The organism is Paraburkholderia suaedae, assembly GCF_040812055.1.
Taxonomy (GTDB): domain Bacteria; phylum Pseudomonadota; class Gammaproteobacteria; order Burkholderiales; family Burkholderiaceae; genus Paraburkholderia.
On sequence record NZ_JBFOAH010000001.1, the window covers coordinates 596042 to 622517 of the forward strand.

Consider the following 26476-nt stretch of genomic DNA (forward strand, 5'->3'; position numbering starts at 1 on the left):
ACCGGAATCGGTCACGAAGCCGCCGGCCGGCTCAGAATCGCCTCGGCCAGATCGAAATCTTCCGGGTACGTGACCTTGAAGTTGCGCAAGCTGCCTTGCACGAGCTTGGGCGCATGCCCCAACCATTCAATTGCGCTTGCTTCGTCGGTGAGATCGTGACCCTCGGCCTGCGCGCTCAGGATCGCTTCGCGCAACATGCCGATGCGAAACATCTGCGGCGTTTGCGCCTGCCATAGGCCGTCGCGCGCCTCGGTGCGGGCAATGCGGCCATCAGCGGACGCGGCGTCGATCCGTTTCAACGTATCGGCGACCGGCAACGCCATGATGCCCCCCACCGGGTCCTCCCTGAGCGCCGCGACCAGCGTGCGAATCAGCGCGGGCGTAATGCCGGGGCGCGCCGCGTCGTGCACCAGCACCCAGTCGCCGTCGCGCGCGCCGAACCCGGCGAGCGCATGCAGACCGTTGAGCACCGATGCCTGGCGCGACGCGCCGCCCGAGCGGCGCACCGCAAAGCGCAGCCCGCCAAAGCGCCGGGCGTCGAAGTGCTGGTCGTCGGGAGCGATCACGACGAGAGTCTGTGCAAACTCGCTGCATGCGTCGAACGCGGCCAGCGAATAATGCAACATGTCGCGACCGGCGACCGTGCGATATTGTTTGGGCATCGCGGCGCCGGAACGGCTGCCGGTGCCGGCGCATGGAATCAGGGCAAATAGACGGGAAGTCACGAATGCGGACGCCGCGAAGTCAAAGTAAAGGACGGATTTTATAATAGGTTCTTTCGCATCCGCGCCCCGACGCGCGTAAACTTGGCCGTCCGTGTGAGCCCGAGGCCGCTTTTTCCCATCTATGCCAGACATCGCCGCATCATCGCAGTACTCTCCGCCCGTCGCGCTCGTCAAGGCCGGCCAGCGCTTTAACTTCGACGGCACGCACGGCTCGTCCGACGCGCTGCTGATCGCCCGCTACCATCTGGCCTATCGCGACAGGGTGCCGTTGCTGGCGGTCGTGTGCGAAAGTGCCGTCGATGCGCAGCGTCTGTCGCAGGAAATCGGCTTTTTTGCGCCCGAAGCACGGGTGCGCCTGCTGCCCGACTGGGAGACGCTCCCGTACGACACCTTTTCCCCGCATCAGGACCTGGTCTCCGAGCGCCTCGCCACGCTGCACGATCTCGGCGAAGGCCGCTGTGACATCCTGCTGGTGCCCGCCACTACGGCGCTCTACCGGATGCCGCCGGCGTCGTTCCTCGCGGCCTATACGTTCGCCTTCTCGCAAGGCGAGCGCCTCGACGAGGCGCGCCTGAAGGCGCAACTGACGCTGGCCGGCTACGAGCACGTGAGCCAGGTGGTGCGTCCCGGCGAATACTGCGTGCGCGGCTCGCTGCTCGACCTTTACCCGATGGGCTCGCCGTTGCCTTACCGGATCGATCTGTTCGACGACCAGGTCGATTCGATCCGCGCTTTCGATCCGGACACCCAGCGCAGCCTCTATCCGGTGAAAGACGTGCGCCTGCTGCCGGGCCGCGAATTCCCGTTCGACGAAGCCGCGCGCACCGCGTTTCGCAGCCGCTGGCGCGAGACCTTCGAGGGCGATCCGAGCCGCGCGTCGGTCTACAAGGACATCGGCAACGGCGTGCCCTCGGCGGGCATCGAATACTATCTGCCGCTCTTCTTCGACGAAACGGCCACGCTCTTTCACTACCTGCCCGAAGGCGCGCAACTGGCGTTCGTCGGCGATCTGGAAGCCGCGATCCGCCGTTTCGGCAACGACACGAAACAGCGCTACAACTTCCTGTCGCACGATCGCGACCGGCCGATCCTCGAGCCGCAGCGGCTGTTCCTGACGGACCAGGACTTCTTCGCCTTCGCGAAGCCGTTCGCGCGGCTCACGCTGCCTGCCAACGCGGGCGGCGGCTGGTCGACGCCGCTGCCGGATCTCGCGCTCGACCGTCACGCCGACGACCCGGTGCTCGCGTTGCGCGCGTATCTGAACACCACGCCGAACCGCGTGCTGTTTGCCGCCGAATCGGCGGGCCGGCGGGAAACGCTGCTGCAATTGCTGGCCGACAATCATCTGAGCCCGGCTTCGTGCGACAGCTTCCAGGACTGGCTGCTTGGCGACGCGCGCTTCTCGCTGGGCGTGGCACCGCTCGCCAACGGCTTCGCCGTGCCGTCCGACGGCATTGCGATCATCACCGAAACGGAGCTGTACGGGCCGCTCGCGCGCCGCGCGGGACGCCGTCGCCAGGAACAGGCCAGCAACGTCGATTCGATGGTGCGCGACCTGTCCGAGCTCAAGATCGGCGATCCGGTCGTGCATTCGCAGCACGGCATCGGCCGCTACATGGGGCTCGTCACGATGGATCTCGGCGAAGGCGACACCGAGTTCCTGCACCTCGAATACGCGGGCGACAGCAAGCTGTATGTGCCGGTCGCGCAATTGCACGTGATCTCGCGCTACAGCGGCGCCGATCCGGAGAGCGCGCCGCTGCATGCGCTCGGCTCGGGTCAGTGGGAAAAGGCCAAGCGCCGTGCCGCGCAGCAGATTCGCGACACCGCAGCCGAGTTGCTCAATCTGTACGCGCGCCGCGCCGCGCGTTCGGGCCATGCGTTCTCACTCGAGCCGAAAGACTACGTGAAGTTCGCCGAGAGCTTCGGCTTCGAGGAAACCCCCGACCAGGCCGCCGCGATCGCAGCCGTGATCGGCGACATGACGAGCGGCAAGCCGATGGACCGTCTGGTGTGCGGCGACGTCGGCTTCGGCAAGACCGAGGTGGCATTGCGCGCGGCCTTCATCGCGGTGATGGGCGGCAAGCAGGTGGCGCTGCTCTCGCCCACCACCCTGCTCGCCGAACAGCACACGCAGACCTTCACCGACCGCTTCTCCGACTGGCCGGTGCGCATCGCGGAGCTGTCGCGCTTCAAGTCGACCAAAGAAGTCAACGCGGCGATCCAGCAGATCAACGAAGGCACGGTCGACATCGTGATCGGCACGCACAAGCTGCTGTCGTCGGACGTGCAGTTCAAGCGCCTCGGGCTCGTCATCATCGACGAAGAACATCGCTTCGGCGTGCGTCAGAAAGAGGCGCTCAAGGCGTTGCGCGCGGAAGTCGACGTGCTCACGCTGACCGCCACGCCGATCCCGCGTACGCTCGGCATGGCGCTGGAAGGACTGCGCGATTTCTCGGTGATCGCCACCGCGCCGCAAAAGCGCCTCGCGATCAAGACGTTCGTGCGTCGCGAGGAAGACAGCGTGATTCGCGAAGCAATGCTGCGCGAGCTCAAGCGCGGCGGCCAGGTCTACTTCCTGCACAACGAAGTCGAAACCATCGAGAACCGCCGGCAGATGCTCGAAGCACTCGTGCCCGAAGCACGTATCGCGGTCGCTCATGGTCAGATGCATGAACGCGAACTCGAGCGCGTGATGCGGGACTTCGTGGCGCAGCGCGCGAACGTGCTGCTGTGCACGACCATCATCGAAACCGGTATCGACGTGCCGAGCGCCAACACGATCCTCATGCACCGCGCCGACAAGTTCGGCCTCGCGCAATTGCATCAGTTGCGTGGCCGGGTCGGCCGCTCGCATCACCAGGCCTATTCGTATCTGCTGGTGCACGATCCGCAGGGGCTCACCAAGCAGGCACAACGCCGGCTCGAAGCCATCCAGCAGATGGAGGAACTCGGCTCGGGCTTCTATCTGGCGATGCACGATCTCGAGATTCGCGGCACGGGCGAAGTACTCGGCGACAAGCAGTCGGGCGAGATTCACGAGATCGGTTTCCAGCTCTACACCGACATGCTGAGCGACGCGGTGAAAGCGCTCAAGGAAGGCAAGGAGCCCGACCTCACCGCGCCGCTCGCCGCAACCACCGAGATCAATCTGCACGCGCCGGCGATTCTGCCGGCCGACTATTGCGGCGACGTGCAGGAGCGTTTGTCGCTCTACAAGCGCCTCGCCAACTGCGAGCACGGCGATTCGATCGACGGCATTCAGGAAGAGCTGATCGACCGCTTCGGCAAGCTGCCGCCGCAAGCGCATGCATTGGTCGAAACGCATCGTCTGCGGCTCGCAGCGAAGCCCTTGGGCATATCGAAGATCGATGCGGGCGAAGCGGTGATCGGCTTGCAGTTCATCCCCAATCCGCCGGTCGACGCCATGCGGATCATCGAGATGGTGCAAAAGCACAAGCACATCAAGCTCGCCGGTCAGGACAAGCTGCGTATCGAAACGCGCAGCCCCGATCTGGCCGTTCGTATCGCGACCGTCAAGGAGACCTTGCGCGCGCTCGCAACGCCGAGCCGAGGCACCACGGCGGCAGTCGCAGCACGCTAGATCCACAGGTCGCGCGTTCGCGGTGCATGAGAAAACCGGGGGACGTCCTGCGTTTTCCGCTTCATGCTGCGCTGCGCCAATGCGCGCACGCAGCATACGCGGGCGTTTTTTTTTGGGTATGATCGAAAGACTCGAACGCCGGAGCCTTAGTCATGTCGCACGTCGCTGAATCAGCCCAATCCGGGCAATCGTCCACCGCCGCTTCGGTCGCCTCTCCCGTCTCGCTGCCTTGGGTCACCCGTCTCGTGTCGATGGACACGGTCAGCCGAAATCCGAATCTCGGCCTGATCGAAACGGTGCGCGACGAACTGCGCGCGCTCGGAATCGAAGCCACGCTCACCCACGACAGCAGCGGCAAATGGGCGAACCTGTTCGCCACCCTCCCCGCACACGACGGCCAGACCAATGGCGGCGTCGTGCTGTCGGGCCACACGGACGTCGTGCCAGTGGACGGCCAGCAATGGGACAGCGATCCGTTCAAGCCGGAAGTTCGCGGCGACAAACTGTATGGCCGCGGCACCTGCGACATGAAAGGCTTCATCGGCGCAGCGTTGGCGCTCGTGCCGGACATGCAGCGCACCCGGCTGGCCAAGCCGATTCACCTCGCGCTGTCGTTCGACGAGGAAGTGGGCTGCGCGGGCGCCCCGCTGCTCATCGCCGACCTGATGAAGCGCGGCGTAAAGCCCGACGGCTGCATTGTCGGTGAGCCGACCAGCATGCGCCCGATCGTTGCGCATAAGGGCATCAACGCGTATCAGTGTTGCGTGCGCGGCCAGGCCGCGCATTCGTCGCTCACGCCCACGGGCTTGAATGCGATCGAATATGCGGCGCGTCTGATCTGCTACATCCGCGACATGGCCGATCGGTTCCGCGAGCAAGGCCCGTTCGACGAACTATTCGACGTGCCCTTCACCACCGCGCAAACCAGCACGATCAGCGGCGGCAATGCGCTGAACACCGTGCCGGCCGAATGCCGGTTCCAGTTCGAATTCCGCAACCTGCCCACGCTCGATCCCGAGCCGATCTTCGCCCGCATCGATCAATACGCGCGTGAAACGCTGCTGCCGAAGATGCTGCGCGAACATCCGTCGGCGGGCATCGAAATCACGAAGATCGCCGCGGCGCCGGGCCTCGATTCGTCTGAACAGGCTGCGATCACGCAACTCGTGCGCGCGCTGACGGCCGACCAGGACAAGCGCAAGGTCGCGTACGGCACCGAGGCAGGGCTCTTTTCGCTGGCAGGCATTCCGAGCATCGTGTGCGGTCCCGGCGACATCCAGCAGGCGCACAAGGCCAATGAGTTCGTCGCGCTGGATCAACTGGTGGCGTGCGAGCGCTTCCTGCACAAGTTCATTCATAGCATGTCGATCGAGGCTCACGCAGTCTGAAACCGAGCGCCGCGAAACAGGTCTTACCTATATCAAGGACCCCAGGCCGCCGCCATGTCTACCGCCAGCCCGCAGCACACCGACCACACAATCGACGGCGAGCCGATCCCCACGCTCGACGACATCGCCTCACAGCACTTTGCGTTGACGCCGTGGGTCATGCGAACGCCGGTGTTCGACCGGCTCGACTTTTCGTCGCTGCAAGGCACGGTGGTGAATTTCAAGTTCGAGTTGTTGCAGGCGGGCGGCAGCTTCAAGGCGCGCGGCGCATTCACCAACCTGCTCGCACTCGACGAAGCGCAGCGCAGCGCCGGTGTGACCTGCGTGTCGGGCGGCAATCATGCGGTGGCGCTCGCGTATGCGGCACGACGTCTTGGCATCAGCACGAAGGTCGTGCTGTTCCGCTCGGCGAACCCGGCGCGCATCGCGTTATGCCGTCAATATGGCGCCGAGATCGTGTTCGCCGGGGACATTGCCGAAGCGTTCGAACTGGTGCGCCGCATCGAGGCTGAAGAAGGCCGCTATTTCGTGCATCCGTTCAACGGTTATCGCACGGTGCTGGGCTCGGCCACACTCGGCTACGAATGGGCCACGCAAACCCCGGACCTCCAAGCGGTGATCGTGCCGATCGGCGGCGGCGGTCTCGCCGCCGGTGTCTCCACCGCAATGCGGCTGGCCAATCCGATGATCCACGTGTACGGCGTCGAACCCGAGGGCGCGGATGTGATGCGCAAGAGTTTCGCCGCCAACCACACGGTCAAGATGGGCCAGATGCACAGCATCGCGGACTCGCTGATGTCGCCGCATACCGAGGAATACAGCTACGAGTTATGCCGCCGTCATATCGACCAGCTCGTGACGGTCTCCGACGATCAACTGCGCTCGGCCATGCTGATCCTGTTTGCAGAGCTGAAGCTCGCAGTGGAGCCGGCCTGCGCCGCCGCGACCGCGGCGCTCCTCGGACCGCTGCGCGAGCAGCTGCAGGGCAAGCGGGTGGGCGTGCTGTTGTGCGGCACCAATACGGATCCGGTGAGTTTTGCCGCGCATCTGGAACGCGCGCGGCATAGCGAGTCGCAGTTCCCTCGATAGTCCCATTGGTTGCGGTTTCGGCGCGCATTCCGCGCGGACTGAGCGCGGATCGAGCTCATTGCCAGCCCGAAACACCTGGCCTATCCGTCCCAGGTTGGTATCATTCGATACATCGACATCTGGGAGGAATCCGCATGAGCATGATCAAGGAATTCAAGGAATTTGCCCTGAAGGGCAACGTGATGGATCTCGCGGTCGGTGTGATTATCGGCGGCGCGTTTTCCACCATCGTCAATTCGATTGTGAAAGACCTGATCATGCCGGTCGTCGGGGTCGTCACCGGCGGCCTCGATTTCTCGAACAAGTTCGTCCGGCTCGGCGAGATTCCGCCCACCTACCATGGCAACCCCTCGTCGTATAAAGACTTGCAAACGGCGGGCGTGGCAGTGTTCGGTTACGGCTCGTTCATCACGGTGCTGATCAACTTCCTCATTCTCGCGTTCATCATTTTCATGATGGTCAAGTTCATCAACAATCTGCGCAAAACACTCGAACCGGCGCCGGCCGAAGCCGCGCCGCCGCCAACGCCGGAAGACGTGCTGCTGCTGCGGGAAATTCGCGATTCGTTGAAGGAATCACCGCGTTAATCGCCGCGATCCGGCCTTTTCGCCGGGCGCAATCAAGAGGCCTGTTGCCGCTGTTGCGGCAACAGGCCTTTGCTTTTCTCGCAACGCGAGGCGCTCGTGCTGCACGGGCAAGAGCATGAGTCAGAGGCGCTTCTGTGCCTTCAGCTTCACTGCCCCCTCGATCATCGTTTCAAGCTGGCCGAAATTGACAGGCTTGGTCAGATGCGAAGTAAACCCCGCGCTCAGACATCGGCGCACGTCCTCGTCGGTGCCGAAGCCAGTCAATGCGACCGCCGGCGCAGCCGAATGCTGACGGAATGTCCGGATGAAATCGAGGCCCGTGCCGTCCGGCAAGCCAACATCGCTCACGACCAGATCGAAGCTTCGCTGCTGGGTGGCGGCAAGCGCATCGTCGACGCGGCCCACTACCGTGACGTGGTGACCGAGGTTACGGATCAGTTGCGCCATCACGTCGGCAGTATCGAGGTGATCCTCGATCAGCAGGATCGTCAGCAGTCCGGCCGGATGCACTTCGTCGCGTGGGGTGGCCGGCTGGGTGGGAACCGGCGCAGCCGCGGTCGGCAACGTAATCGTGAAGGTCGCGCCACAGTGCGGGCCGGGGCTGTGCGCGCTGACCGTGCCGCCATGGACGTCGGTCAGCGCCTTGGTGATCGCAAGACCGAGACCCAGGCCGCCGAACTGCCGGGTCATGTTCTGGCCGCCCTGCTCGAACGCATTGAAGAGTTTGCCGATCTGTTCGGGCTCGATGCCGATGCCGGTATCCTCGACCGATAGCTGCACACGCATCCGTTCGTCGCGCGTGCGCACATAAATATGGCCGCCATCCGGCGTGAACTTCGCGGCATTGCGAATGAGGTTCCACAGCATCTGCTGCAAGCGTGCGCGATCAGCCAGCACGTAGTGGTGCGTCGCGCGCTTGTCCACGTGCAGGTCCTGCTGCTTGATCTGAATCTCGCTGCGAAACAGCTCGAGCACGCTGTCCAGCACGTCGTGCACGTCGACCGTTTCGAGCGATAGACGTAGCTTGCCGTTCGCGACCCGCGTCAGATCGAGCAGATCGTCGATCAGCCGCGCTTCCAGCTCGACGTTGCGGCGGATCATGCGCACGCTGCTGCGCGCCTCATCCGGCAGATCCGGGATCATCTCCAGCAAGCGCGCGCCGGCGAGTACCGGCGTGAGCGGCGTGCGCAATTCGTGCGACAGCATGGCGAGAAAACGGTCTTTGGCGCGATTGGCCTGTTCGGCAGTGTGCCGCGCCGCCTGCTCCGCCGCCAGCAGCCGCTCGCGTTCCTCGATCGCCTCGCGCTGCGCATGGATATCCGTCAACGTGCCGAACCATTTATTGACGTTGTGTTCGGCGTCGCGCATCGCGACCGCGCGCGCGTCGAACCAGCGATATTGGCCGTCGTGGCGGCGAATCCGCATCTCCTGCCGATAGTCGCTGGCCTGGCTCGCGACCGCCTTGAGCCAGCTGTGCCGCACGCCTTCGCGATCGTCCGGATGCACAGCGTCGAGCCACGCGAGACCGTGCGAACTATCATATGCGAGCCCTGTGTAGTCGTACCATTGCCTCGACAGAAAATCGCAATCGCCTGCCGCGTCGCAGGTCACCACGAGGTGCGGCAACGCTTCGGACAACGTGCGGTAATGCGCTTCACGATCGCGCAGCAACAAGGCTTCGTCCGACGCCTTTTGCAGCCGCACTTGCGACAGCACACGCTCGACCGCCTCGGGCAGGTAATCGAGGTAATCGCCGGACTTGGGCACCACATCGGACACGCCCGCGCGCAGCGCTTCGATCACGCGCGATTCGTCGGTGAAGCCGGTCACAAGGATCGCGGGAATCCGCACGCCTTGCGTGCGCAGACGACGGAAGAAGTCGAGCCCGGTCTCGGGTCCGCTCAGTTGGTAGTCGAGCACCAGCAGATCGGGACTGCCGCTGTCGAGCCGCTCGCGCGCGGCCGCGACGCCCGTGCAGATCGCGACCCGGCAACCGGCGCGTTCCAGCGACTTGCGCGCGAGCCGCAGGATGCCTTCGTCGTCGTCGACAACGAGCACATACGCGGCATGCGGAGTGAACACTTCTTCTGTCATGCGTAGCATTCTCTGGCTGTGTCGATGGGTCGAACGGATTATCTATCGTGCCACGAGCGGCTTTCGGACGGATCGTCGCGAGCTTGGGCTCATGGCGGCGCGAGCCGATGGCCCGGCGACAACTCGACTACCTGCAGGAAGAAACCGAGCCGGCGCACCGCTTCGATGCACGCATCGTATTGGACCGGCTTGCGGACATAGACGTTGCAACCGGGTTCGTAGCAGCGCCCGATTTCGCGCGGATCGTGGGTGCTGGCGACCACGATGCCGACCGTCTCCCCGTATCTCATACGCTCTCCGAGTCCATGATTCGCGCCTGCCCGCGCGCAGCCAGCTTGCCGCGACGACCGCGGCCGGTTCAACTGCGCAACGGCTGCTCCGGCAAGACCACGAAGAAGGTCGACCCCGCGCCTTCGGCCGACTCGACCCAGACCCGCCCGCCATGACGCTCCACCGTACGCCGCACCACCGCGAGACCAATGCCGTCGCCCGGCGGGGCATCGCCGTGCACGGGCTGGAACGCGCGGAACATCTTCGACATGGAGCCGGCGGGAATCCCCCGCCCGTTGTCGCGCACGTAGTAGGTGTGCATTCGCACTGCGCGCGGATCGCTTCGATCGACCGGCTCGGACTCCAGCGCGCCGATTTCAATGCGCCCGCGGCGCGCCGGGTCGAGAAAATTCAGCGCATTGCCGATCAGGTTGCCGAAGACCTGCTCGATCGCGGCCGGATCGCCCCACGCAGGCGGCAACTCGCGCACGCAGACCAGCGCCGCGCGCTGGCCGATCACATCCTGCAGCGCCTCCACCACCCGCCCCACCGCGCGCGCGACGCTGACTCGCTGCGCCCGATATTCGAGCCGGCCCGCGCGTGAAATCCGCAACAGCGCGTCGATGATCGCCGCGACCCGCGCAATCGCCGTGCGCAGATATCGCAGCGACTCGCGCACGTCGCCATCGACAATATGCACCATGTGCCGATGTTGCGCGTGCGGCAGACCCGCCTGCCTGACGATGCTATCCAGCTCGTCGCAAGACACCTGTAATTCCTTCGAAAAACCCTGCAGGTTCACGAGCGGCGAGCGCAGATCGTGCGACACGCTGTAGACGAACATTTCGTTGTCTTGCGTTTCCTGGCGCAGTTCCTCGTTGACACTGGCGAGCTCATAGGCGCGCGCTTCGAGCCGCGCTTTCAGCGTGGCGTGCTCCTTGTCCGCCTCGCGCAGACGCGTGCCGGTCTGATGCAGCACGGCGTCGAGCGCGGCGATCTCGTCGTTGCCCGACAGCGGTGGCGCGAGCGGCCGGTCGCTGCCGAGCCGCTGCGCATTGCCGGTCACCACTTCCAGCCGTCGGCCGATGCTGCGCGCGAACACCACCGCGGTGGCCGCCCAGATCAGCATCGAGCCGAGAACGGCGCCGATCAGCGCGTAGTGCTCGCGTTCGCGCCGCCTCGCGAGCGCCGCCGAGCGTTCGGTATCGAACCGCGCGGCCTCGTTACCGAACGCGGCCAGTTCCTCACGAAACAGTGCGAGTTGCTCGGGCAACGGGCCGCTCTCCAGCGCGACAAACGGCGCGAGACTGCGCCCCTCGTGCATGGCCTGCGAAATGTCGAGCGCGTGCGCGCGATAGGCGTCGACCGCACGCCGCATGTGCTGCACGCGCTCGCGTTGCTGCGGCGTTGGTGCGACCAGCGCCTCGAGCGTCGCCAGCCGGTCGCTGAGATCGACCCATACCGCATGGCGATCGATCAGCGACGCGTCGCCGGTCACCATCGCCGCGCGCACCCGTGCGGCCTCGCGCAAGAGCGGAGCCACCATCGCCGACGATTGATAAAGGATCTGCTTGCTGGTGTCGACCCACTGCGCGGCCTGCGCTGTCTGCTCCTGGGTATCGAAGACGACGCCAAGAAGCGCCAGCTCTACCGCGCTCGGCACCGCAATCAGGAGCAGACCCTTGGTGAAGAGTTTCATGTTCACCCTAAGGGGTCGAAGGACATACAAGCGCAAGCGGCTCGCGAGTACGCGTTGCATTGCGAGCCGCGCCGCCGCACCTGCGCTGCAGCGGACAGGCAAGCGGCCGAGCGCAGCCGGCCGGGCCATTATCGACGCGAACCGCGGATATTTCAACGGCACGCCAGGATGCGCTCGGCCACATAAAAATGAGTTTTTTATTGGTATTGGATGTTTTTTCGATGGCTCGGGCGTCTATGATGGAAACACATGTGCTGGGATTGGAAAGCGCGCGGCGAGGCGATTCGGCATGATTCGTGCGGGAAGCGGTGAAGGCGGTGCAATCGCCGAATCACCGTGAATCCAGCCTTGCCGTATGCTATAAAAGATCGACGTGCGGCGCGCGAAGCCGGGAGTTGTCGCATGAGGACGCTGCGTTTCTTGCAATTCTTTTTCAGGCGAATTTTTATGTCCTTCCCGAAAAAGCGTAGACGCGCGAAGGTGGACGGCGATGAGTCGTTCCTCGCGGTACTGCGGCATTTCAAGCCGTTCGGTCAGCTCGACACCAAGATCGCGCGGGCTCGCGCGCAAGACGAGCCGGTGCTTTATGCGCATGTGCTGCCTGGGCTCGACGTGCTCCTGTGCAGCGTGCGCGGCGCGCAACCGCCGTATCCGGCCGCGGCGGAATTGCGGCGGCGCTGCATCGAATCGATCACCAATGCCCTGGAGCAGCCGCTCGACGGCCTGGAGAACGGTGGCTACTGGTACGAGGCTGACGGCTTCGGATTCCTGGTGTTTGCCAGCCGGGCGCGCGGCAAGATCCTCACCGAATTCGGCGCGACGCGCGTGGGTGCCCGTCGCGGGGTGCGTCGGCAGGATGCCGCGGGTGATGCTACGCCACGCTCGCTGAGGTAGGGGTCTTAGGCAGGCGTCTGATGTAGGCGTCTCAGGCAGGCACGCGAGGTCGGCATATCTGTCGGCCTGGCATCGCTACTTTCAATGATCGCGCAATGCCGCGGGATTTCCACCGCGGCCGCGCTGCATCCCTTCCCTCAGGCTGACTTCGTCAACTCGCACCGGTGCGGCGCGCGGCACCTTGGCGTGCCATTGCGGTGCATGCTCATTTCCCGGTGACGTGGCTGGAATGCCATGCAGAGGCGGCACGCTGCTCAGCCACAAAAAGTCGATCGACCGAGCGCCGCCGACACTCCACTTCGCAAGGACGCTGGCAATGTCGTCCGCATCAGCTCCCCTTGTATTCGGCCGCGCTGGCCGGCGACATGACAGCGGGCTTCTTCTTCTCACCCGCCGCGGGCGACGTCGCCGCTCCGTTGGACGACTTGTTGACCGGCGCGCCTTCGAGTGAAAGCGCCGCCTTGGGCTGCTGCTTGACGCCCGGCGGCGGCGCCGTCGGCGCCTGACGAACCTGCGCCAGCAAGCGGCCGCACGGCAGCGACTTGTTGTTGCTCGGTGCGAGCAACGGGATCAACGCTGCAAACGGATTGATCAGGCCGAGCCCGACCGCCGCGCCCCCGCGCAACGCCAGCGCCGCCGCATTCACGCCCACATCCGGTTTCTTGAACGTGCCCTTCACATAGAGCGGCGAGCGCAGCGAAAACACCCGGAAGCCCTTGGTATGCGGATGCACACCCAGGTCGATCGTCTCGTCACGCAAATTCACCTGGCCGTCGATGTCGATCACCGCGTCGCCTGTGTCGAGCGCGAACACGCGCGAATCGAGCACGCCGTTGGTCGCGACGAAATCGGCGGCCGCGCAGTTGATCTGCACGTCGCGATCGCCGAACAGCTTTCTATAGACGACGTTCGCCACGTTGAGTCCGGCCGCTTCCATCAGCAGAACGCTCACCGTACCGTCTGTGACCAGCGCCTTCAGTTCGCCGTTGGAAGTGGCCGCCAATGCGGCCGGCGAATTGCCGGTCGCCGTAAGCGCGGCATCGCCATTGATTTCGCCGAGCGCGCTTTGCATCGTCTTGAAGTGCGGGAACAACTGCTTGAGCTTCACATGCCGGGCCGCGGTCGCGAAGCGCGCCTTCAACGGCGCCGTGCTGCCGTCCAGACGAATGTTCGACTCGAGCGAGCCGCCGGCCACGCCGAACTTCAGCGGCTCGAACGACAGTACGCCGTCGGTCATCACGACATGCGTGTAGAGGTCCGTGATCGGCAGGTCAGGATTCTTGACGATGCGCCGGCCGGTGAACTTGACGTCGGCGTCGATCGCCTTCCAGCGTTCGGTGCGGAACTCTTCGACCGGCAGCACGCGGCCGCTCGGCTGGGGGGTCGCGTCGCCGCGTTTGGCCTTGCTGGCGTTAGAGTCCGCGCCGATCACCGGCGCCAGATCGGAGAATTGCAGCAGATGCGACACCACTTCGCCCTGCAGCAGCGGACGGGGTTTGCGCGCCGTATAGACGAGCGATCCGTTCAGGTCGGTGCCGCCCATCCGGCCTGTAAAATTTTCATACTTGAAGACGTTGCCGCTCGCCCTGAACTGGCCGACCAGCCGCCCTTCGGTGGCATAGGGGGGCGTGTCCGGCAAGGTCACGCCCGTCAGCGAATACAGCCGTGCCATGCTGTTGCCTTGCAGCCAGAGCCGCAGGTCGACCGCCGCGAGATGCGCCGGATCGGTGATGGTGCCCACGAGACTGATGTGCAAATCTCCGGCCTTGACATCGGCCTGCACCGGAAACGGCCGGTTCGCGTCCTGCAGCGCCAGTATGCCGCCGACCTTGCCGCTGCCCGACACCGGAGTTTTGTTGTAGGTGCCCTTGATCGTCCAGCCCATCGCATACGTCGGCTCCTGCTGCGTCGCGCCGCCGGCCGTACCGGTCGCGGTCCCGCTCGCGCCCGGCGCGGCGACGCTCCCGCTTGCTTCGCCTGCCTCGCTCGCTGCGCTCGCCGCAGGCGAACTGCCAGCCGTCAGCGCACCGGATGCTGCACTGGCCGCCGTCGTGCCGGACGCCCGGCTATCCGTCGACGACGCGCCAGAGGCTGCCGCCGCAGCGGCGGCAGTCTCCGAAGCCGCCTGCGCATCGGCCTGCGCCCCCAGCTTGCGAGCGCCTTCCTTGCCGATCGTCTCGGCGGACGCGCTGCGCGAAGCCGCTTGCTGCTGCTTCATTGCTTCGCCGATCGGAATCGGCCGGCCGAGCGTGTCGATGCCTATCTGCGCATCCACCTTCTTCTGCTGGTCGGACAGCGTGATATTGCCCTTGGCAAACCCGATGTCGTGCAGATCGAGCTTCCATTCCGATGGCCGCCTGGACGACGGCAGCTTGAAGGTCCAGTTGTCGCGCCCGTCCAGCAGACGTTCCAGATCCACGGAAGGATTCACGACATGGATCACGGGAATCACGATGTCGTGCGCGAGCAGCGGCAGCACCTTCACCTGGAAGTCGATTTCGTCGAGCGTGGCGAACTGCGGCTGTCTGGTCCAGTCCGGATTGGCCACCGTGACTTTGGCCGCCGAAAAGCGCGGCCACGGCATCCAGCTGCGCCAGCCGGTCTCGCCGGCCGCTCGCCGCCAGCCCACCTTCAGATCGCCGTTGATCGTGAACTGGCGGCCAATCGCTTGCGAGACCTTGTCGTCGACATAGGGCCGCGCGCGATTCCAGTCGAACGTCATGATGAAAATCACCAGCGCGACGATCAGAACGACGAGAATCGCCAGCAGCCATACGATGACTTTTCCGATGCGCCGTCCGATGGTCCTCGACCCTGCCATTGAGAAGCTCCGCAACTGTTCTTCCTTGCACACCCGGCAGCAGACGTCGTGCCCGGGCCGCGCTGGCGCCCGCCGCCCGGCTCATGGCTTTATCATGCTGGACAGCCGGATAAGAGACCGGCCGGGGCCGCGCCGCCATGAATACGCGTGGCCGCGTCGCCGCCACGCCCACCCCACTACCCTCGAACTCATGACCGATGTTCCCCTCGTTCTTGCCGACGGCATCGTCCGGCGCGATCCATTGCGCGGCCAGACGCTGTTGCAGCCTACCACCTTCGCGCTCGATGCCGGCGACCGTATCGCGATCACCGGCCCGTCAGGCTCGGGCAAGAGCGTGTTTCTGCGCGCGCTCGCCCTGCTCGATCCGCTCGACGCCGGACGCGTCGCGTGGCATGGCGCCGCAGTCGAGCGCGCCGCGATTCCACGATACCGGCGCAACGTCGCCTATATTCGCCAGCGGCCGGCCTTGCTCGACGGCACCGTCGAAGACAATCTGCGCTACCCGTTCGAGTTGCGCGCCTATCGCGACGTGCGCTTCGATCGCGCCCGCGCGGCGAACCTCGTCGCCCAGGCCGGCCGCGCCGACGACTTTCTCGGCAAGCTCGCGAGCGAGCTCTCCGGCGGCGAAGCGCAGATCACCGCGCTGATCCGCGTGCTGCAACTGGCGCCCGACGTCTTGCTGCTCGATGAGCCGACCGCATCGCTCGACCCGGATTCGACGCGGGCCATCGAAGCGCTCGTGCATGCATGGTTCGATGCCGAACCGGAGCGCCATGCATCGGTGTGGGTGTCGCACGATCGGGCGCAGGCCGCGCGCATGAGCAAGCGTCATCTGACGATGCGCGCCGGCGTGCTCGACGAAACGGCGCAGATCGCATGCGCGCATCAGGAGCACGGCCAATGAGCTTGCAGAATCTAAGTCTCGGGGACGTGGCGATTGCCGCGCTGCTCATCTTCGTGAACGGCGCGGTGTCGGTTGCGCTCAAGCTCGACCTCGAACGCAAGCTCGCGTGGGCCGCGTTGCGCACCGTGGTGCAGTTGCTGGCGATCGGCTACGTGCTCGGCTGGGTGTTCCGCAACGACCGCTGGTTCGTCGTGCTGCCGCTGATGATCGTGATGACGCTGATCGCCGGCCTGGCGGGCGCCCAGCGCGGCAACCACACGTATGCCGGACAGCGTGCGGACAGCGTGCTGTCCATCTGGGTCAGTTCATGGCTGGTTGCGGCAGTCGGACTGTTCGCCGTGATCCGCATTCACCCATGGTATGCGCCGCAATACGCGATTCCGATTCTCGGCATGATCCTCGGCAATACGCTGACCGGCGTGTCGCTCGGCATCGAACGGATGACCGAGGAGTTGACCGCGCGGCGCGACCGCGTCGACATGGCGCTCGCCCTCGGCGCGACGCGCTGGGAAGCGGCGCAGGCGCCGGCGCGACAGGCGGCGCGCGCGGGCATGATGCCCGTGTTGAACCAGATGGCGGTGGTCGGCGTGGTGAGCCTGCCGGGCATGATGACGGGCCAGGTGCTGGCCGGGCAGTCGCCGTTACAGGCGGTGCGCTACCAGATCGTCATCATGTTTCTGATCGCGGCATCGTCGGCGCTGGGCACCGTGGGCGCGGTGCTGTTGACGTACCGGCGGCTGTTTTCGGCGGAGCACCGGTTTTTGTCCGCACGACTGGTGGAGCGCGCAGCACAACGGCGGTGAGCCGCGCGGCCTGACGCGAAGCGGCGGCGCGGCGCGCATCGCACGAATAGTGCCCGGCTCGCGGACCTTGCCCGCGTCCCGCCGCTGGGGCAGCGCCTTAACGCCTGGCGCTCACCGTCACTTCCGTGCCGTCGTTCAGCGTCAGGGTTTTGGCGCTGCCGTTGACCGGCATCGTAAAGCGCACGATCTGACTCACCGTCACATCGTTCGGACAATTGAGCGTTTTTCCGCCGCTCGTGACGGTCTTCACGCCGTGCGGCGTCTGCGCCTGGAAGCTCATTTGCACAGTCGCTGTGCCGTCGCTGGATACGACCGGCGCAAAGCGGATCTGCGTCTGGCGAATCATCGCCCCGTTTGCGTCCAGAGGCAGCGACGCATAGTTCGGACACCCATCGGTGCCAGGCACCGGGCCGCCGGGCGGCACGGTCTTCCAGGTGAAATCGTCCGATTCGCCGGAGCGGATGGTGCGGGTTTCCTGCGAGTTGCCGAACTGCTTCGACGTGACGCGAACCGTGTAGCGGATCGGACCGTCGAGCGCGGCCTGGGACGTCACCGTGATTGGCGTGGCCGCATGAGCCACCTGCACCAGCATGCCGGGCGCGAGTGCGCTGGCGAGAAAAGCGACAACCGAAACGGCGGAGAGTTTGAAGCTGTAGCTCATTCTGTCACCTCGTTGTTGTGCCGCTGCGCGCCTCCCCTGCAGCGCTACGGCCTGGCGCCGCCCGACTGTAGCCGGTGCATGCGCGGCCGGCCGGGTCGTTTGATGCGCAGCCGTTTTTGCATGACGCATCACCAGTCTAACGCCAAGCGCAACGCAGCGCGTGCCGTGCGAGCTTGGGTGTTAACCCGCTTGCGGGAACGCGTTTCATGGGCGTGCTTTCTGCCGGACGGCCCCGATCGAACGCGGCGTCTTGCGCTTTCAACCGTGCGACCGGCACCGGCATGCTGAACGACTGTGGCGCCAGCGGCGCGTCGATGGCCCGCACTACCGCTTTTTCGCCGCTCCCTTATCGTTCGAATTGACGTCGCTGTGCGCATCGTTCTGCGTCGTTTGCTGATACTCGCCACCGCCGCGGCGGTCGGTATCTTTCAGGCCGCGCTCGAGGTCGCTGTGCGCCTGCTTGCCGACATCGCGCGGCGCATCCTCGTGCTGTGAGTCCGAACTCTGGTCGGTCTCATGCGGCAGCGGCGCGGCGGTTTCCTCTAACGAACGCGGCTGCTTTGGCGCATGCGGGTCGGCCTGCTTGTCGCCATCCGACGATTGCGGTGTGGTTTTCATCCAGTACTCCTCTCTTTTCCAATGTGCCCGGCCGGCCAGCGCTCATTGCGCTTGGTCCAGCCGTCTTTTCATCGCGGCGGTGATGCGCTGACGGGTCTTCGCATAGTCCGCCCAGGGATCGTGCTCGAGATCGGCGAGGCGCTCGTGCAGGTTCTCGATGTTCCATTGATTGCCGCCCGTGGTCGACGCGACTTCGTCCCACGAAAGCGGCACCGACACACCCAGACCCGGCCGCGCGCGCGCCGAGAAGGCGGCCACCGTGCTCGAGCCGCGGTTGTTGCGCAGGTAGTCGACGAAGATTTTCTGCTTGCGGTTCTGCGCGCCCATCTTCGCGCTGAAATACTTGGGCAAGGTTGTCGCCATATGCTGCGCGACAGCTTGCGAAAAGTCCTTCACCTCGTCCCAGCCCGCCTGCTTCGCGAGCGGCACGACGACATGCAGCCCCTTGCCGCCGCTCGTCTTGCAGAACGACTGGAGGCCCAGTTCTTCGAGCAGCGAGCGCGTCAGTTGCGCGGCTTCGATCATGCGCTCCCAGCCGAGCGACGCGTCGGGGTCGAGATCGAACACCATGCGATCGGGCTTCTCGATGTTCGACGCGACGGCATTCCACGTGTGGAATTCGACGGTGCCCATTTGCGCGGCGCCGACCAGCGCTTGAAGCGTTTCGACGGTAATCAGCGGCGGATGGCCCGGGTCGAGACCGGGGTGCTGCATGATGTTCGGAATCGACAGCTTCTGGCTGTGCTTCTGGAAGAACAGCTCCCCGCCGATGTCCTCGGGCGCGCGCACCAGCGACACCGGCCGGTCCTGCAGATGCGGGAGCATCCACTGGGCGACTGATTCGTAGTACTGCACGAGATCGAGCTTGCGCGTGCCGGTGCTTTTGTCGATCACGCGCTCGGGATGAGACACGCGCACGCCGGCGACTTCAGCGGCTGATTTTGCGGCTGCGGGTTTCGCGGTTGCGGTCTTTGCAGTCGGAGGCTTTGACGTTCTCGTCTTCGGCGTCGCGGTCTCCGCCGGCGCTGTCTCTCCCGCCGCACGCGTCGCCGTCGCGGGCTTCGCCGCTAACGTCTCTGCCTTGACCGTCTTCGCCGTTGCACGCTTGGACGCCGCGCGCTTTTGCGGCGCGGCATCGGACGGGGTATCCGTTTCTTCTTGCACGTCGGCTCCTTGACGGGGTGCTTCCTTGACGATCTGACGCGCCGGCTTGTCGTCGCGCAGACTCACGAACGACGCCTGACGCACTATCCCGTCGCTCGTCCATTCGGCGAAATTGCATTCGGCGACGAGCACGGGTTCCACCCAATGCACCGGCGTGCGGCTACGCTCGCGCGGCGCGCTCGCGAACGGCATGCGCGAGGTCTCGTGCGCGTCGAGCGCCTTTTTGACCGAGCGCAGCAAGGCGGCGTCGAAACCGGTGCCGACCCGGCCGGCATAGCGCAGCTTGCCTGCGTCATCGTACACACCGAGCAGCAGCGCGCCGAACGCCGCGCGACTGCCGCTCGGCTCCGAATAGCCGCCGATCACGAACTCCTGGCGCCGCCGGCACTTCAGCTTGATCCACGTCTGCGAGCGCCCTGACACGTAGGCGCTGTCGCGCCGCTTGCCGATGATGCCTTCGAGCGCCATGTCGCAGGCGCTTTTGAGCAGTTCCTCGGCGCTGAACCCGAAGTCGTTCGAGAAGCGCACCACGCGGTCGTCGAAGCCTTCCAGCAGTGCGCGCAAAATGGCACGGCGCTGTTCGAGCGGCACGCCGCGCAAGTCATAGCCATTCAGGAACGGCACATCGAACAGGTAAATGACGATGTCCTGCGGGCGGTTCGAGTCGAACGCGTTTTGCAGCGCCTGAAAATCCGGCACGCCTGCTTCGTCGAGCACCACCGCTTCGCCGTCGAGCCATGCGGTATGAAGGCCAAGCTGATCGAATGCTTTTATCTGCTTGCTGAACTTCGCGCTCCAGTCGTTGCCGGCGCGCGTGAACACCTTGACGGCGCCGCCCTTGACCGACCGGTCGATGCGAGCCAGCACCCGGTAGCCGTCGAACTTGATTTCGTACAGCCAGTCGTCGCCTGGCGGAGGCGTGTCGACGAGGGTTGCCAGTTGAGGCTTGAGGGTGGCAGGCAGACGGGCTGCGACCGCGCCCTCGATCGACGGGGACGCAGCCAGTTCGCGCAGCGACTCCGTGGTACGCGTGGCGACGATATCGGGCCGCTTTGGATCGCCCCGGCGTGACGCAGCGCTCGACGCGCCGCGCTTGCCGGCGCCTTTCGCGGCCGTGCTGGAGACGTTCGAAGCGGCAGTGGCTTTGAGGTTCGCCGGGGCTTGGCGCGCGGTTTTCTCTGCCACGTTGCTCGCGGTTTTCGCTGTGCTTTTGGCGCTCGCCGCACCTTTTTCTTTCGCGCCGTCGCCAAGCACGCTCCCGGGCTGCTCCTTGAGCACGTCGTAGTCGCGCTCGTCGCGGGCTTCGTCGTCGCGCTCCTTGATCAACAGCCACTGCTCCTTGTCGCCGCTGCCGCGCATATGGCTGCGCACCAGCGTCCAGCCGCCGTGCAACTTCGCGCCGTGAAGCCTGAACTTGAGCTTGCCGGCCGCATAAGAACGGGCCGCGTCGTCGACGCTGCCGAGCGGCTCCCAGGTGCCGCGATCCCACACGATGACCGTGCCCGCCCCGTAATTGCCGGGCGGAATTTCACCTTCGAACGAACCATATTCGACCGGGTGATCCTCGACATGCACCGCCAGCCGTTTAACCGAAGGGTCGAGGCACGGCCCCTTCGGCACCGCCCATGACAGCAGCGCGCCGTTCAGTTCGAGCCGGAAATCGTAGTGCAGGCGCCGCGCGTGATGCTCCTGAATCACGTACGAAAGCGCGTGCTCCGCTGCGCGGGCCGCCGCTTTACGGCTGCCGCGCTTGCGAGCCGCGTCAGCGCCGGAAGGTTCGGGCGTTTCATCGAAGCGGCGCTTGCGGTGGTAGAGATCGAGTCGGTCGTTCATGGCGGTGACGTCGTCGCTGATGGGTGGGCGCCGCGTTGGCGTTCAGCCGTGCGCTCAGGCCGCCGCGCGCCGCTTGCGCGCTGTCGGCGTCGACGCGGTCCTGGTCGCGGCTTTGGTCGGGGCACGGCCGCCGGCCGTACCGCTACCGCTGCTGCGCGATTTGCTTGCGGTACTCGCGCGGCGAGCCTTTTTGCGGGCCGGGGTGGCATCCTCGTTGTCGGATTCGGCTTCGGCCTCGGCGTCGCTTTCGTCCTCCTCCTGCGTGGCGCGCTTGCGGCCGCCGGCTGCCTGCTTGCCTTTGCCCCGGCCCAGGCTGCGCTTGAGCAGATCGGACAGGTCGAGAATGTCGGCCGATTGACGCGACTCGTGGGGCGCTTCGACCTCGGTGATCTCCTCGGTCTTGCCCGCGCGAATCTTGCGATCGACGAGCGCCATGATGTCGTCGCGAAACGTGTCATGGTACTGCGACGGGTCCCACGTATCGCTCATGTCGTCGATCAGCTTTTTGGCCATCTCCAGTTCGCGCGCGGACACGCCAGCGGCCTTCGTGCCTTCGGGCGGCAGCTTGAACTGGTCGAAGTCGCGCACCTCGGCGGCCCAGCGCAGCGTGTTCAACGCCAGCACCGGCCCAACCGGAATCAACGCCGCCAGATGCTGCTTGTTGTGCAGCACCACGCTCGCAACGCCGACCTTGCCCGACGCCTTCATCGCTTCGCGCAGCAGCGCGTACACCTTGTCGCCTTTGCGGTCGGGCGTCAGGAAGTACGGCGTGTCGAGATAGAGGAAGGAGATGTCGGGCGCGTCGACGAACGCGAGGATGTCGACCGTCTGCGTCGATTCCGGATTGGCCGCGCGGATCTCTTCGTCGGAGAGCACCACGTACTTGTCCTTCTCGTACTCGAAACCGCGCACGATGTTATCGCGCGTCACGTCCTTGCCGGTGCGCTTGTTGATCTGCTTGTAGCCGACTGGATCGATCGTGCGCTTGTCGAGCAGATTGAAACCGACTTTTTCCGACTGCGTCGCCGGATACAACTGCACCGGTACATGGACGAGCCCGAAGCTGATCGCGCCCTTCCAGATCATGTGTGGCATCGTGCGCTCCCCTGGGCCGAGACTTGAAGCTCAGACCTGCATCGAGACCTGAACTGAGGCAGTAAGCCAAGCAGCAAGCGTGCCACGGGTTTCGGGCCTCAGCCGGCGTGTGGCGCGCCGACAGCGGCTCAGGGCCGGGCTGTAACTCTTGCGACTGGCCGGCAAAAGCTACGGCATGCGGCACGCCGGAACATCGGCTATGCGGCTTGCCCGGGCCGGGGTTCGAGTTCGATGGGCACGACCGCAAAGCCGCGAAAACGCACGCGTGCGCCGCGCGTCGGCTCGCCATCGACGCGATAAGCCGGAAAGCGCTGCACGAACCGACCGATCGCGATACGGGCTTCGAGCCGCGCGAGCGACAGCCCCGCGCACTGATGAATGCCGAAGCCGAACGCGAGATGCCGGTTCGGCGTGCGGCGAATATCGAAGCGGTCAGGCTCGGCAAACTGTTCCGGGTCGCGATTGGCCGCGCCGATGCACAGCGTGACCGGCGTGCCACGTGCGACCGCGACCCCACCGATCTCGGTGTCGACGGTCGCGATGCGGTTGCCGAGCTGGTTCGAACTCTCGAAGCGCAAGCACTCTTCCACCGCCGAGTCGATCAGCGACGGCTCGCCCAGCAACGCAGCCCGCTGCTCGGGCCAGTGCGCAAGCGTGACGAGGCCGTTGCCGATCAGGTTGGTGGTGGTCTCGTGCCCGGCGTTCAGAATGAAAATGCAGTTCTGCAACAGCTCGGCTTCGGACAACTGCTCGCCGCCTTCCTCGCCCTGGATGAGCCGCGTCAGCACGTCGTGCTGCGGGTCGCCCAGCTGGGCGCGGCGTCGCGCGACCAGACCGCGCAGATAGTCGATGAATTCGCTCACCGCGCGGTTGCCCCGTTCGAGCTGCGCGCCGGTCAGCGACGGTTCGAGCGCGCCGAGTATCGCGAGCGACCAGTCGCGCAACGGCTCGCGCTCGGCATGCGGCACGTCGAGCAGATTGCCGATGATCTCGACCGGAATCGCCGCCGCGAATTGGCCGATCAGGTCGATGCGGCCCCGCTCGGCGGCCGCGTCGAGCAGGCCGTCGACGAGCTGCACCAGACCCGGCTCCATCGCGGAAATGGCGCGCGCCGTAAGCGCCCCGGCGATCAATTTGCGCACCCTTGTGTGGCGAGGCGGATTGTTGAATACGAGACTGGTGGTGTGGTGCGCGTAGAGCGGCGAACCGCCGTACTTCGGCTTGAATTCGACGGTCTTGTCGGAGCTGAAGACTTTCGGGTCGCGGTAGACCGCCTGCACGTCCCGATAGCGGGTCAGGAACAACGACCCGTCGGGCATGCGCTTGACCGGTTCGTGCGCGCGCAGCGCATGGTAGACGGGATAGGGATTCGCATAGAACGCGGGGCTCAGATGCCGCAGATCGAACTCGCGTGCAAGCAGAGATGCGTCGCTGGCGGTCGCCGGGGTCATGCATTGTCTCCGTCGAGGTGCGCGTTCGGCGCGCTTGTACGGGCTTGCTTGTATGGGTGATCTGGGTCTCGCGCGCGGCGCCGTCGCGTGTGCCGTGCGCTGCCTGCGAGACCTGCGTGCGCTGCATGCGGCCATCAGAAAGCAGAGCGTGCGCGAGGCGCGATTGGCCCGATTGGCCCGATTGGCCCGATTGGCCGATTGGCCCGATTGGCCCGATTGGCCCGATTGGCAGCGCCAGTATGAACCGGGCCTTGCGAAATTGCACGACACGCTGACCCGCAACGACTCACGTCGCGCCTTGCGTGGCGGCGCATCGGGCAGAACCGATACAATAGCCGGATTTTCCGCGCGCGCCGCGCGCTTCATCTTTCCCGCGCAACTGCGTCGTCCATGAACCTCGTCATTCAAAGCCCCGCGCCTCTGAGCGCCGACCACCACACAACGCTCGTCGCGCTCGCACGCGGTTCGCACGCCACCATGATCGACGCGCATGCGCTGCGTATCGCCGACGCGGACATCGCGCAGCGCGCCGACCTCGACGTGTATTGCGGCACTCACCAACTGGACTACGCGTTCATCGAGCCGGGCCTGCGGCTGCGTGACTTCGGCCTGCTCGCAATGGACATGGATTCGACGCTGATCACCATCGAATGCATCGACGAAATCGCCGACTTCTGCGGATTGAAAGCGCAAGTGGCCGCAATCACCGAAGCGGCGATGCGCGGCGAGATCAAGGATTTCAACGAAAGCCTGACGCGCCGCGTGACGCTGCTCAAAGGTCTTGATGCAAGCGCGCTCGAACGTGTGTACGAAGAGCGGCTGCAACTGTCGCCGGGCGCGCAACGGATGCTGACCGGCGCGAAAGAAGCAGGTTTGAAAACGCTGCTGGTCTCGGGCGGATTCGCGTTCTTTACCGAAAAGCTCAAGGCACGCCTAAGCCTGGATTTCACGCGCGCAAACACGCTTGAAATCGTGGATGGCAAGCTGACCGGCAGGGTGATCGGCGAGATTGTCAACGCGGACGTGAAAGCGCGCACGCTGCGCGAAACCTGCGCGACGCTCGGTATCGAACCGACTCGCGCGATCGCAATGGGCGACGGCTCCAACGACCTGAAGATGATGGCCGCGGCGGGACTCTCCGTTGCATTTCGCGCGAAGCCGGTGGTGCGCGAAGCGGCTAGCGTAGCGTTCAACCATGTTGGACTGGATGGCTTGCTGCGATTGTTCTGACGCTGGCGGGAAGCCTGGATGGCGCGTGAGCTAACGTCCGGCTAGCGCCTGTTTGATGCGCGGGCATCCAGAAAAAATAAGGTTCATCGAAGCTCATCATTGTGCGGCCGCCCCGAGCGAAATGCGCACCATCGTAGCGTCGAGATCCGGCTTCGGCCATTGAGCCCAATGAGTTAGGCGTACTGATTATCTGGACAAAAAAAGGCCCACCGGGAACATGTTCCGATGGGCCGCTTCACGGTCGTGACCAGTGACGTGCAGCCGTGCAGCCGTGCAGCCGTGCAGCCGTGCAGCCGTGCAGCCGTGCAGCCGTGCAGCCGTTCAGCCGAGCGCGCCGAGACTTTGCTCGATATCGGCGCGCAGATCCGCCTCGTCTTCGAGGCCGATATAGAACCGCACCAGCGTGCCGCGATGCGGCCACTGCCCGGCCGTGCGCATCGACGCCACGTCGTACGGCATTGCGAGGCTGTGCGCGCCGCCCCAGCTCCAGCCGAGCGAGAAGAGTTCCAGCGACTCGCAGAACGTGTCGATTTGCGCCGCGCTGTAGCGGCCGTCGAACACGACCGAAAACAGGCCGCCCGCCCCCGTGAAGTCGCGCTTGTAAAACTCGTGGCCCGGGCAATCGGCGATTGCCGGGTGCAAAACCGCGGCGATTTCCGGGCGGCTCTTGAGCCACGTGGCCAAGCCGAGCGCCGCGCGGTCGTGTTGGGCGAAACGCAGTTGCATGGACGGCAGACTGCGCAGGATCAGCGAACAGTCGTCGGAAGACACGCCGATCCCCATGCGCATGCGCGCCGCTTTCAGCTTCAGATGCAGTTCGCGCTCCACGGTGATGGTCGCGCCCATCAGCACGTCGCCGCCGCCTGACTGGTACTTCGTGAGCGCCTGCACCGAGATGTCGACGCCGTGATCGAACGGCCGGAACGCGAGCCCCGCGGACCACGTGTTGTCGATCGCCGTGATGACCTTGCGCGCGCGCGCCGCCGCCGTGATGGCGGGCACGTCGGCCACTTCCATCGTGACGGACCCCGGCGCCTCGATCCAGATGAGGCGCGTGTTCGGCTGGATCAGACCGGCGATACCCGCGCCGATCATCGGGTCGTAGTACCGCACCGTGACGCCGAAATCGCGGGCGAGCCAGTCGCCATGGTCGCGGTTGGGCGAGTACACGTTATCGGGAATCAGCACGTCGTCGCCGGCCTTGACGAGGCCGAAGTACACGTTCGAAATCGACGACAGTCCGGACGGCTGCAACAACGCATGATTACCGCCCTCGATGGCCGCAAGACGCTGCGCCAGCGCAAGGGAGGTCGGCGTCGCGTGCAGGCCGTAGCGCCATTGCGCGTCGTTTTTCCAGTCGAGCGCCCGCATGGTCGCGAGGTCGGGGAACACGACCGTCGACGCGCGCGTGACCGGCGTCGAGAACGACTCGAAGCCCGGCGTGATCTGGTCATCGGCGTGCACGGTGCGGGTTTGCAGCGCGCGTTTGAGCTTGGATTGGGTCATGATGAAGTTGTGTGAATGCGAACAGGAACCGACCGAAGTG

At 65.2% G+C, this 26476-nt stretch carries 19 protein-coding genes and 1 pseudogene; 9 read left to right on the forward strand and 11 right to left on the reverse strand.

Annotated features, from left to right (window positions below; all coding sequences use genetic code 11):
* Positions 1 to 11: 11 nt before the first annotated feature.
* On the reverse strand, positions 12 to 725 hold the full coding sequence (gene ispD, locus ABQJ48_RS02590; RefSeq protein WP_367835740.1) for a 2-C-methyl-D-erythritol 4-phosphate cytidylyltransferase: 714 nt from the start codon (positions 723 to 725) through the stop codon (positions 12 to 14).
* Positions 726 to 846: 121 nt separating this feature from the next.
* Between ispD and mfd the strand changes: the two genes are divergently transcribed.
* The 4 genes from mfd (at position 847) to mscL (ending at position 7393) form a co-directional block, all read left to right on the forward strand.
* A complete protein-coding gene (mfd, locus tag ABQJ48_RS02595) occupies positions 847 to 4329 on the forward strand; it encodes a transcription-repair coupling factor (protein ID WP_367835742.1) in 3483 nt (1160 codons plus the stop codon).
* 152 nt (positions 4330 to 4481) lie between these two features.
* Positions 4482 to 5717 carry an acetylornithine deacetylase gene (argE, locus tag ABQJ48_RS02600; protein ID WP_367835744.1) on the forward strand — a complete coding sequence of 412 codons (1236 nt, stop codon included), beginning with the start codon at positions 4482 to 4484 and terminating at the stop codon, positions 5715 to 5717.
* Between the two features lie 54 nt (positions 5718 to 5771).
* The gene (locus ABQJ48_RS02605) at positions 5772 to 6806 is read left to right on the forward strand and encodes a threonine ammonia-lyase (protein WP_367835746.1); all 1035 of its coding nucleotides are present in this window, start codon (positions 5772 to 5774) and stop codon (positions 6804 to 6806) included.
* 134 nt (positions 6807 to 6940) lie between these two features.
* Positions 6941 to 7393 carry a large conductance mechanosensitive channel protein MscL gene (gene mscL, locus ABQJ48_RS02610; RefSeq protein ID WP_367835747.1) on the forward strand — a complete coding sequence of 151 codons (453 nt, stop codon included), beginning with the start codon at positions 6941 to 6943 and terminating at the stop codon, positions 7391 to 7393.
* Between the two features lie 120 nt (positions 7394 to 7513).
* On the opposite strand, the gene ABQJ48_RS02615 is transcribed toward mscL, so the two are convergent.
* From ABQJ48_RS02615 to ABQJ48_RS02625, 3 genes and pseudogenes are all read right to left on the reverse strand, one after another.
* On the reverse strand, positions 7514 to 9487 hold the full coding sequence (locus ABQJ48_RS02615) for a hybrid sensor histidine kinase/response regulator (protein ID WP_367835748.1): 1974 nt from the start codon (positions 9485 to 9487) through the stop codon (positions 7514 to 7516).
* 89 nt (positions 9488 to 9576) lie between these two features.
* Positions 9577 to 9753, reverse strand: a pseudogene (locus tag ABQJ48_RS02620) (response regulator); the annotation flags it as partial.
* Positions 9754 to 9845: 92 nt separating this feature from the next.
* Positions 9846 to 11456: a sensor histidine kinase gene (locus ABQJ48_RS02625; protein WP_367835750.1), complete on the reverse strand. Its 1611-nt coding sequence runs from the start codon at positions 11454 to 11456 to the stop codon at positions 9846 to 9848.
* Between the two features lie 402 nt (positions 11457 to 11858).
* Between ABQJ48_RS02625 and ABQJ48_RS02630 the strand changes: the two genes are divergently transcribed.
* The gene (locus ABQJ48_RS02630) at positions 11859 to 12350 is read left to right on the forward strand and encodes a hypothetical protein (RefSeq protein WP_367835751.1); all 492 of its coding nucleotides are present in this window, start codon (positions 11859 to 11861) and stop codon (positions 12348 to 12350) included.
* A 328-nt stretch (positions 12351 to 12678) separates the two neighbouring features.
* Here the strand turns inward: ABQJ48_RS02630 and ABQJ48_RS02635 are convergent, their stop codons facing one another.
* On the reverse strand, positions 12679 to 15171 hold the full coding sequence (locus ABQJ48_RS02635; protein WP_367835752.1) for an AsmA family protein: 2493 nt from the start codon (positions 15169 to 15171) through the stop codon (positions 12679 to 12681).
* Between the two features lie 190 nt (positions 15172 to 15361).
* Here ABQJ48_RS02635 and ABQJ48_RS02640 point away from each other — a divergent pair, with 190 nt between their 5' ends.
* Both ABQJ48_RS02640 and ABQJ48_RS02645 read left to right on the forward strand, forming a co-directional pair.
* Positions 15362 to 16075: an ABC transporter ATP-binding protein gene (locus ABQJ48_RS02640; RefSeq protein ID WP_367835753.1), complete on the forward strand. Its 714-nt coding sequence runs from the start codon at positions 15362 to 15364 to the stop codon at positions 16073 to 16075.
* On the forward strand, positions 16072 to 16878 hold the full coding sequence (locus ABQJ48_RS02645) for an ABC transporter permease (RefSeq protein WP_367835754.1): 807 nt from the start codon (positions 16072 to 16074) through the stop codon (positions 16876 to 16878). The genes ABQJ48_RS02640 and ABQJ48_RS02645 overlap by 4 nt, the downstream gene beginning before the upstream one ends.
* Before the next feature lie 97 nt (positions 16879 to 16975).
* Here the strand turns inward: ABQJ48_RS02645 and ABQJ48_RS02650 are convergent, their stop codons facing one another.
* From ABQJ48_RS02650 to ABQJ48_RS02670, 5 genes are all read right to left on the reverse strand, one after another.
* A complete protein-coding gene (locus ABQJ48_RS02650) occupies positions 16976 to 17539 on the reverse strand; it encodes a DUF6013 family protein (RefSeq protein WP_367835755.1) in 564 nt (187 codons plus the stop codon).
* A 324-nt stretch (positions 17540 to 17863) separates the two neighbouring features.
* Positions 17864 to 18157 (reverse strand): hypothetical protein, encoded by a 294-nt coding sequence (locus ABQJ48_RS02655; protein WP_367835757.1) that lies wholly within the window; start codon positions 18155 to 18157, stop codon positions 17864 to 17866.
* 42 nt (positions 18158 to 18199) lie between these two features.
* On the reverse strand, positions 18200 to 21154 hold the full coding sequence (gene ligD / locus ABQJ48_RS02660; RefSeq protein ID WP_367835759.1) for a DNA ligase D: 2955 nt from the start codon (positions 21152 to 21154) through the stop codon (positions 18200 to 18202).
* A gap of 54 nt (positions 21155 to 21208) precedes the next feature.
* Complete coding sequence (ku, locus tag ABQJ48_RS02665; RefSeq protein WP_367835760.1) at positions 21209 to 22249, reverse strand: non-homologous end joining protein Ku; 1041 nt, start codon at positions 22247 to 22249, stop codon at positions 21209 to 21211.
* Positions 22250 to 22446: 197 nt separating this feature from the next.
* A complete protein-coding gene (locus ABQJ48_RS02670; RefSeq protein ID WP_367835761.1) occupies positions 22447 to 23700 on the reverse strand; it encodes a cytochrome P450 in 1254 nt (417 codons plus the stop codon).
* Positions 23701 to 23752: 52 nt separating this feature from the next.
* Between ABQJ48_RS02670 and ABQJ48_RS02675 the strand changes: the two genes are divergently transcribed.
* Together ABQJ48_RS02675 and serB are read left to right on the forward strand one after the other, a co-directional pair.
* A complete protein-coding gene (locus ABQJ48_RS02675) occupies positions 23753 to 24094 on the forward strand; it encodes a hypothetical protein (RefSeq protein ID WP_367835762.1) in 342 nt (113 codons plus the stop codon).
* Positions 24091 to 24930 (forward strand): phosphoserine phosphatase SerB, encoded by an 840-nt coding sequence (gene serB, locus ABQJ48_RS02680; protein ID WP_367835763.1) that lies wholly within the window; start codon positions 24091 to 24093, stop codon positions 24928 to 24930. The genes ABQJ48_RS02675 and serB overlap by 4 nt, the downstream gene beginning before the upstream one ends.
* A 321-nt stretch (positions 24931 to 25251) precedes the next feature.
* On the opposite strand, the gene ABQJ48_RS02685 is transcribed toward serB, so the two are convergent.
* Positions 25252 to 26436: a cystathionine beta-lyase gene (locus ABQJ48_RS02685; RefSeq protein ID WP_367835765.1), complete on the reverse strand. Its 1185-nt coding sequence runs from the start codon at positions 26434 to 26436 to the stop codon at positions 25252 to 25254.
* Between the last annotated feature and the right edge of the window lie 40 nt (positions 26437 to 26476).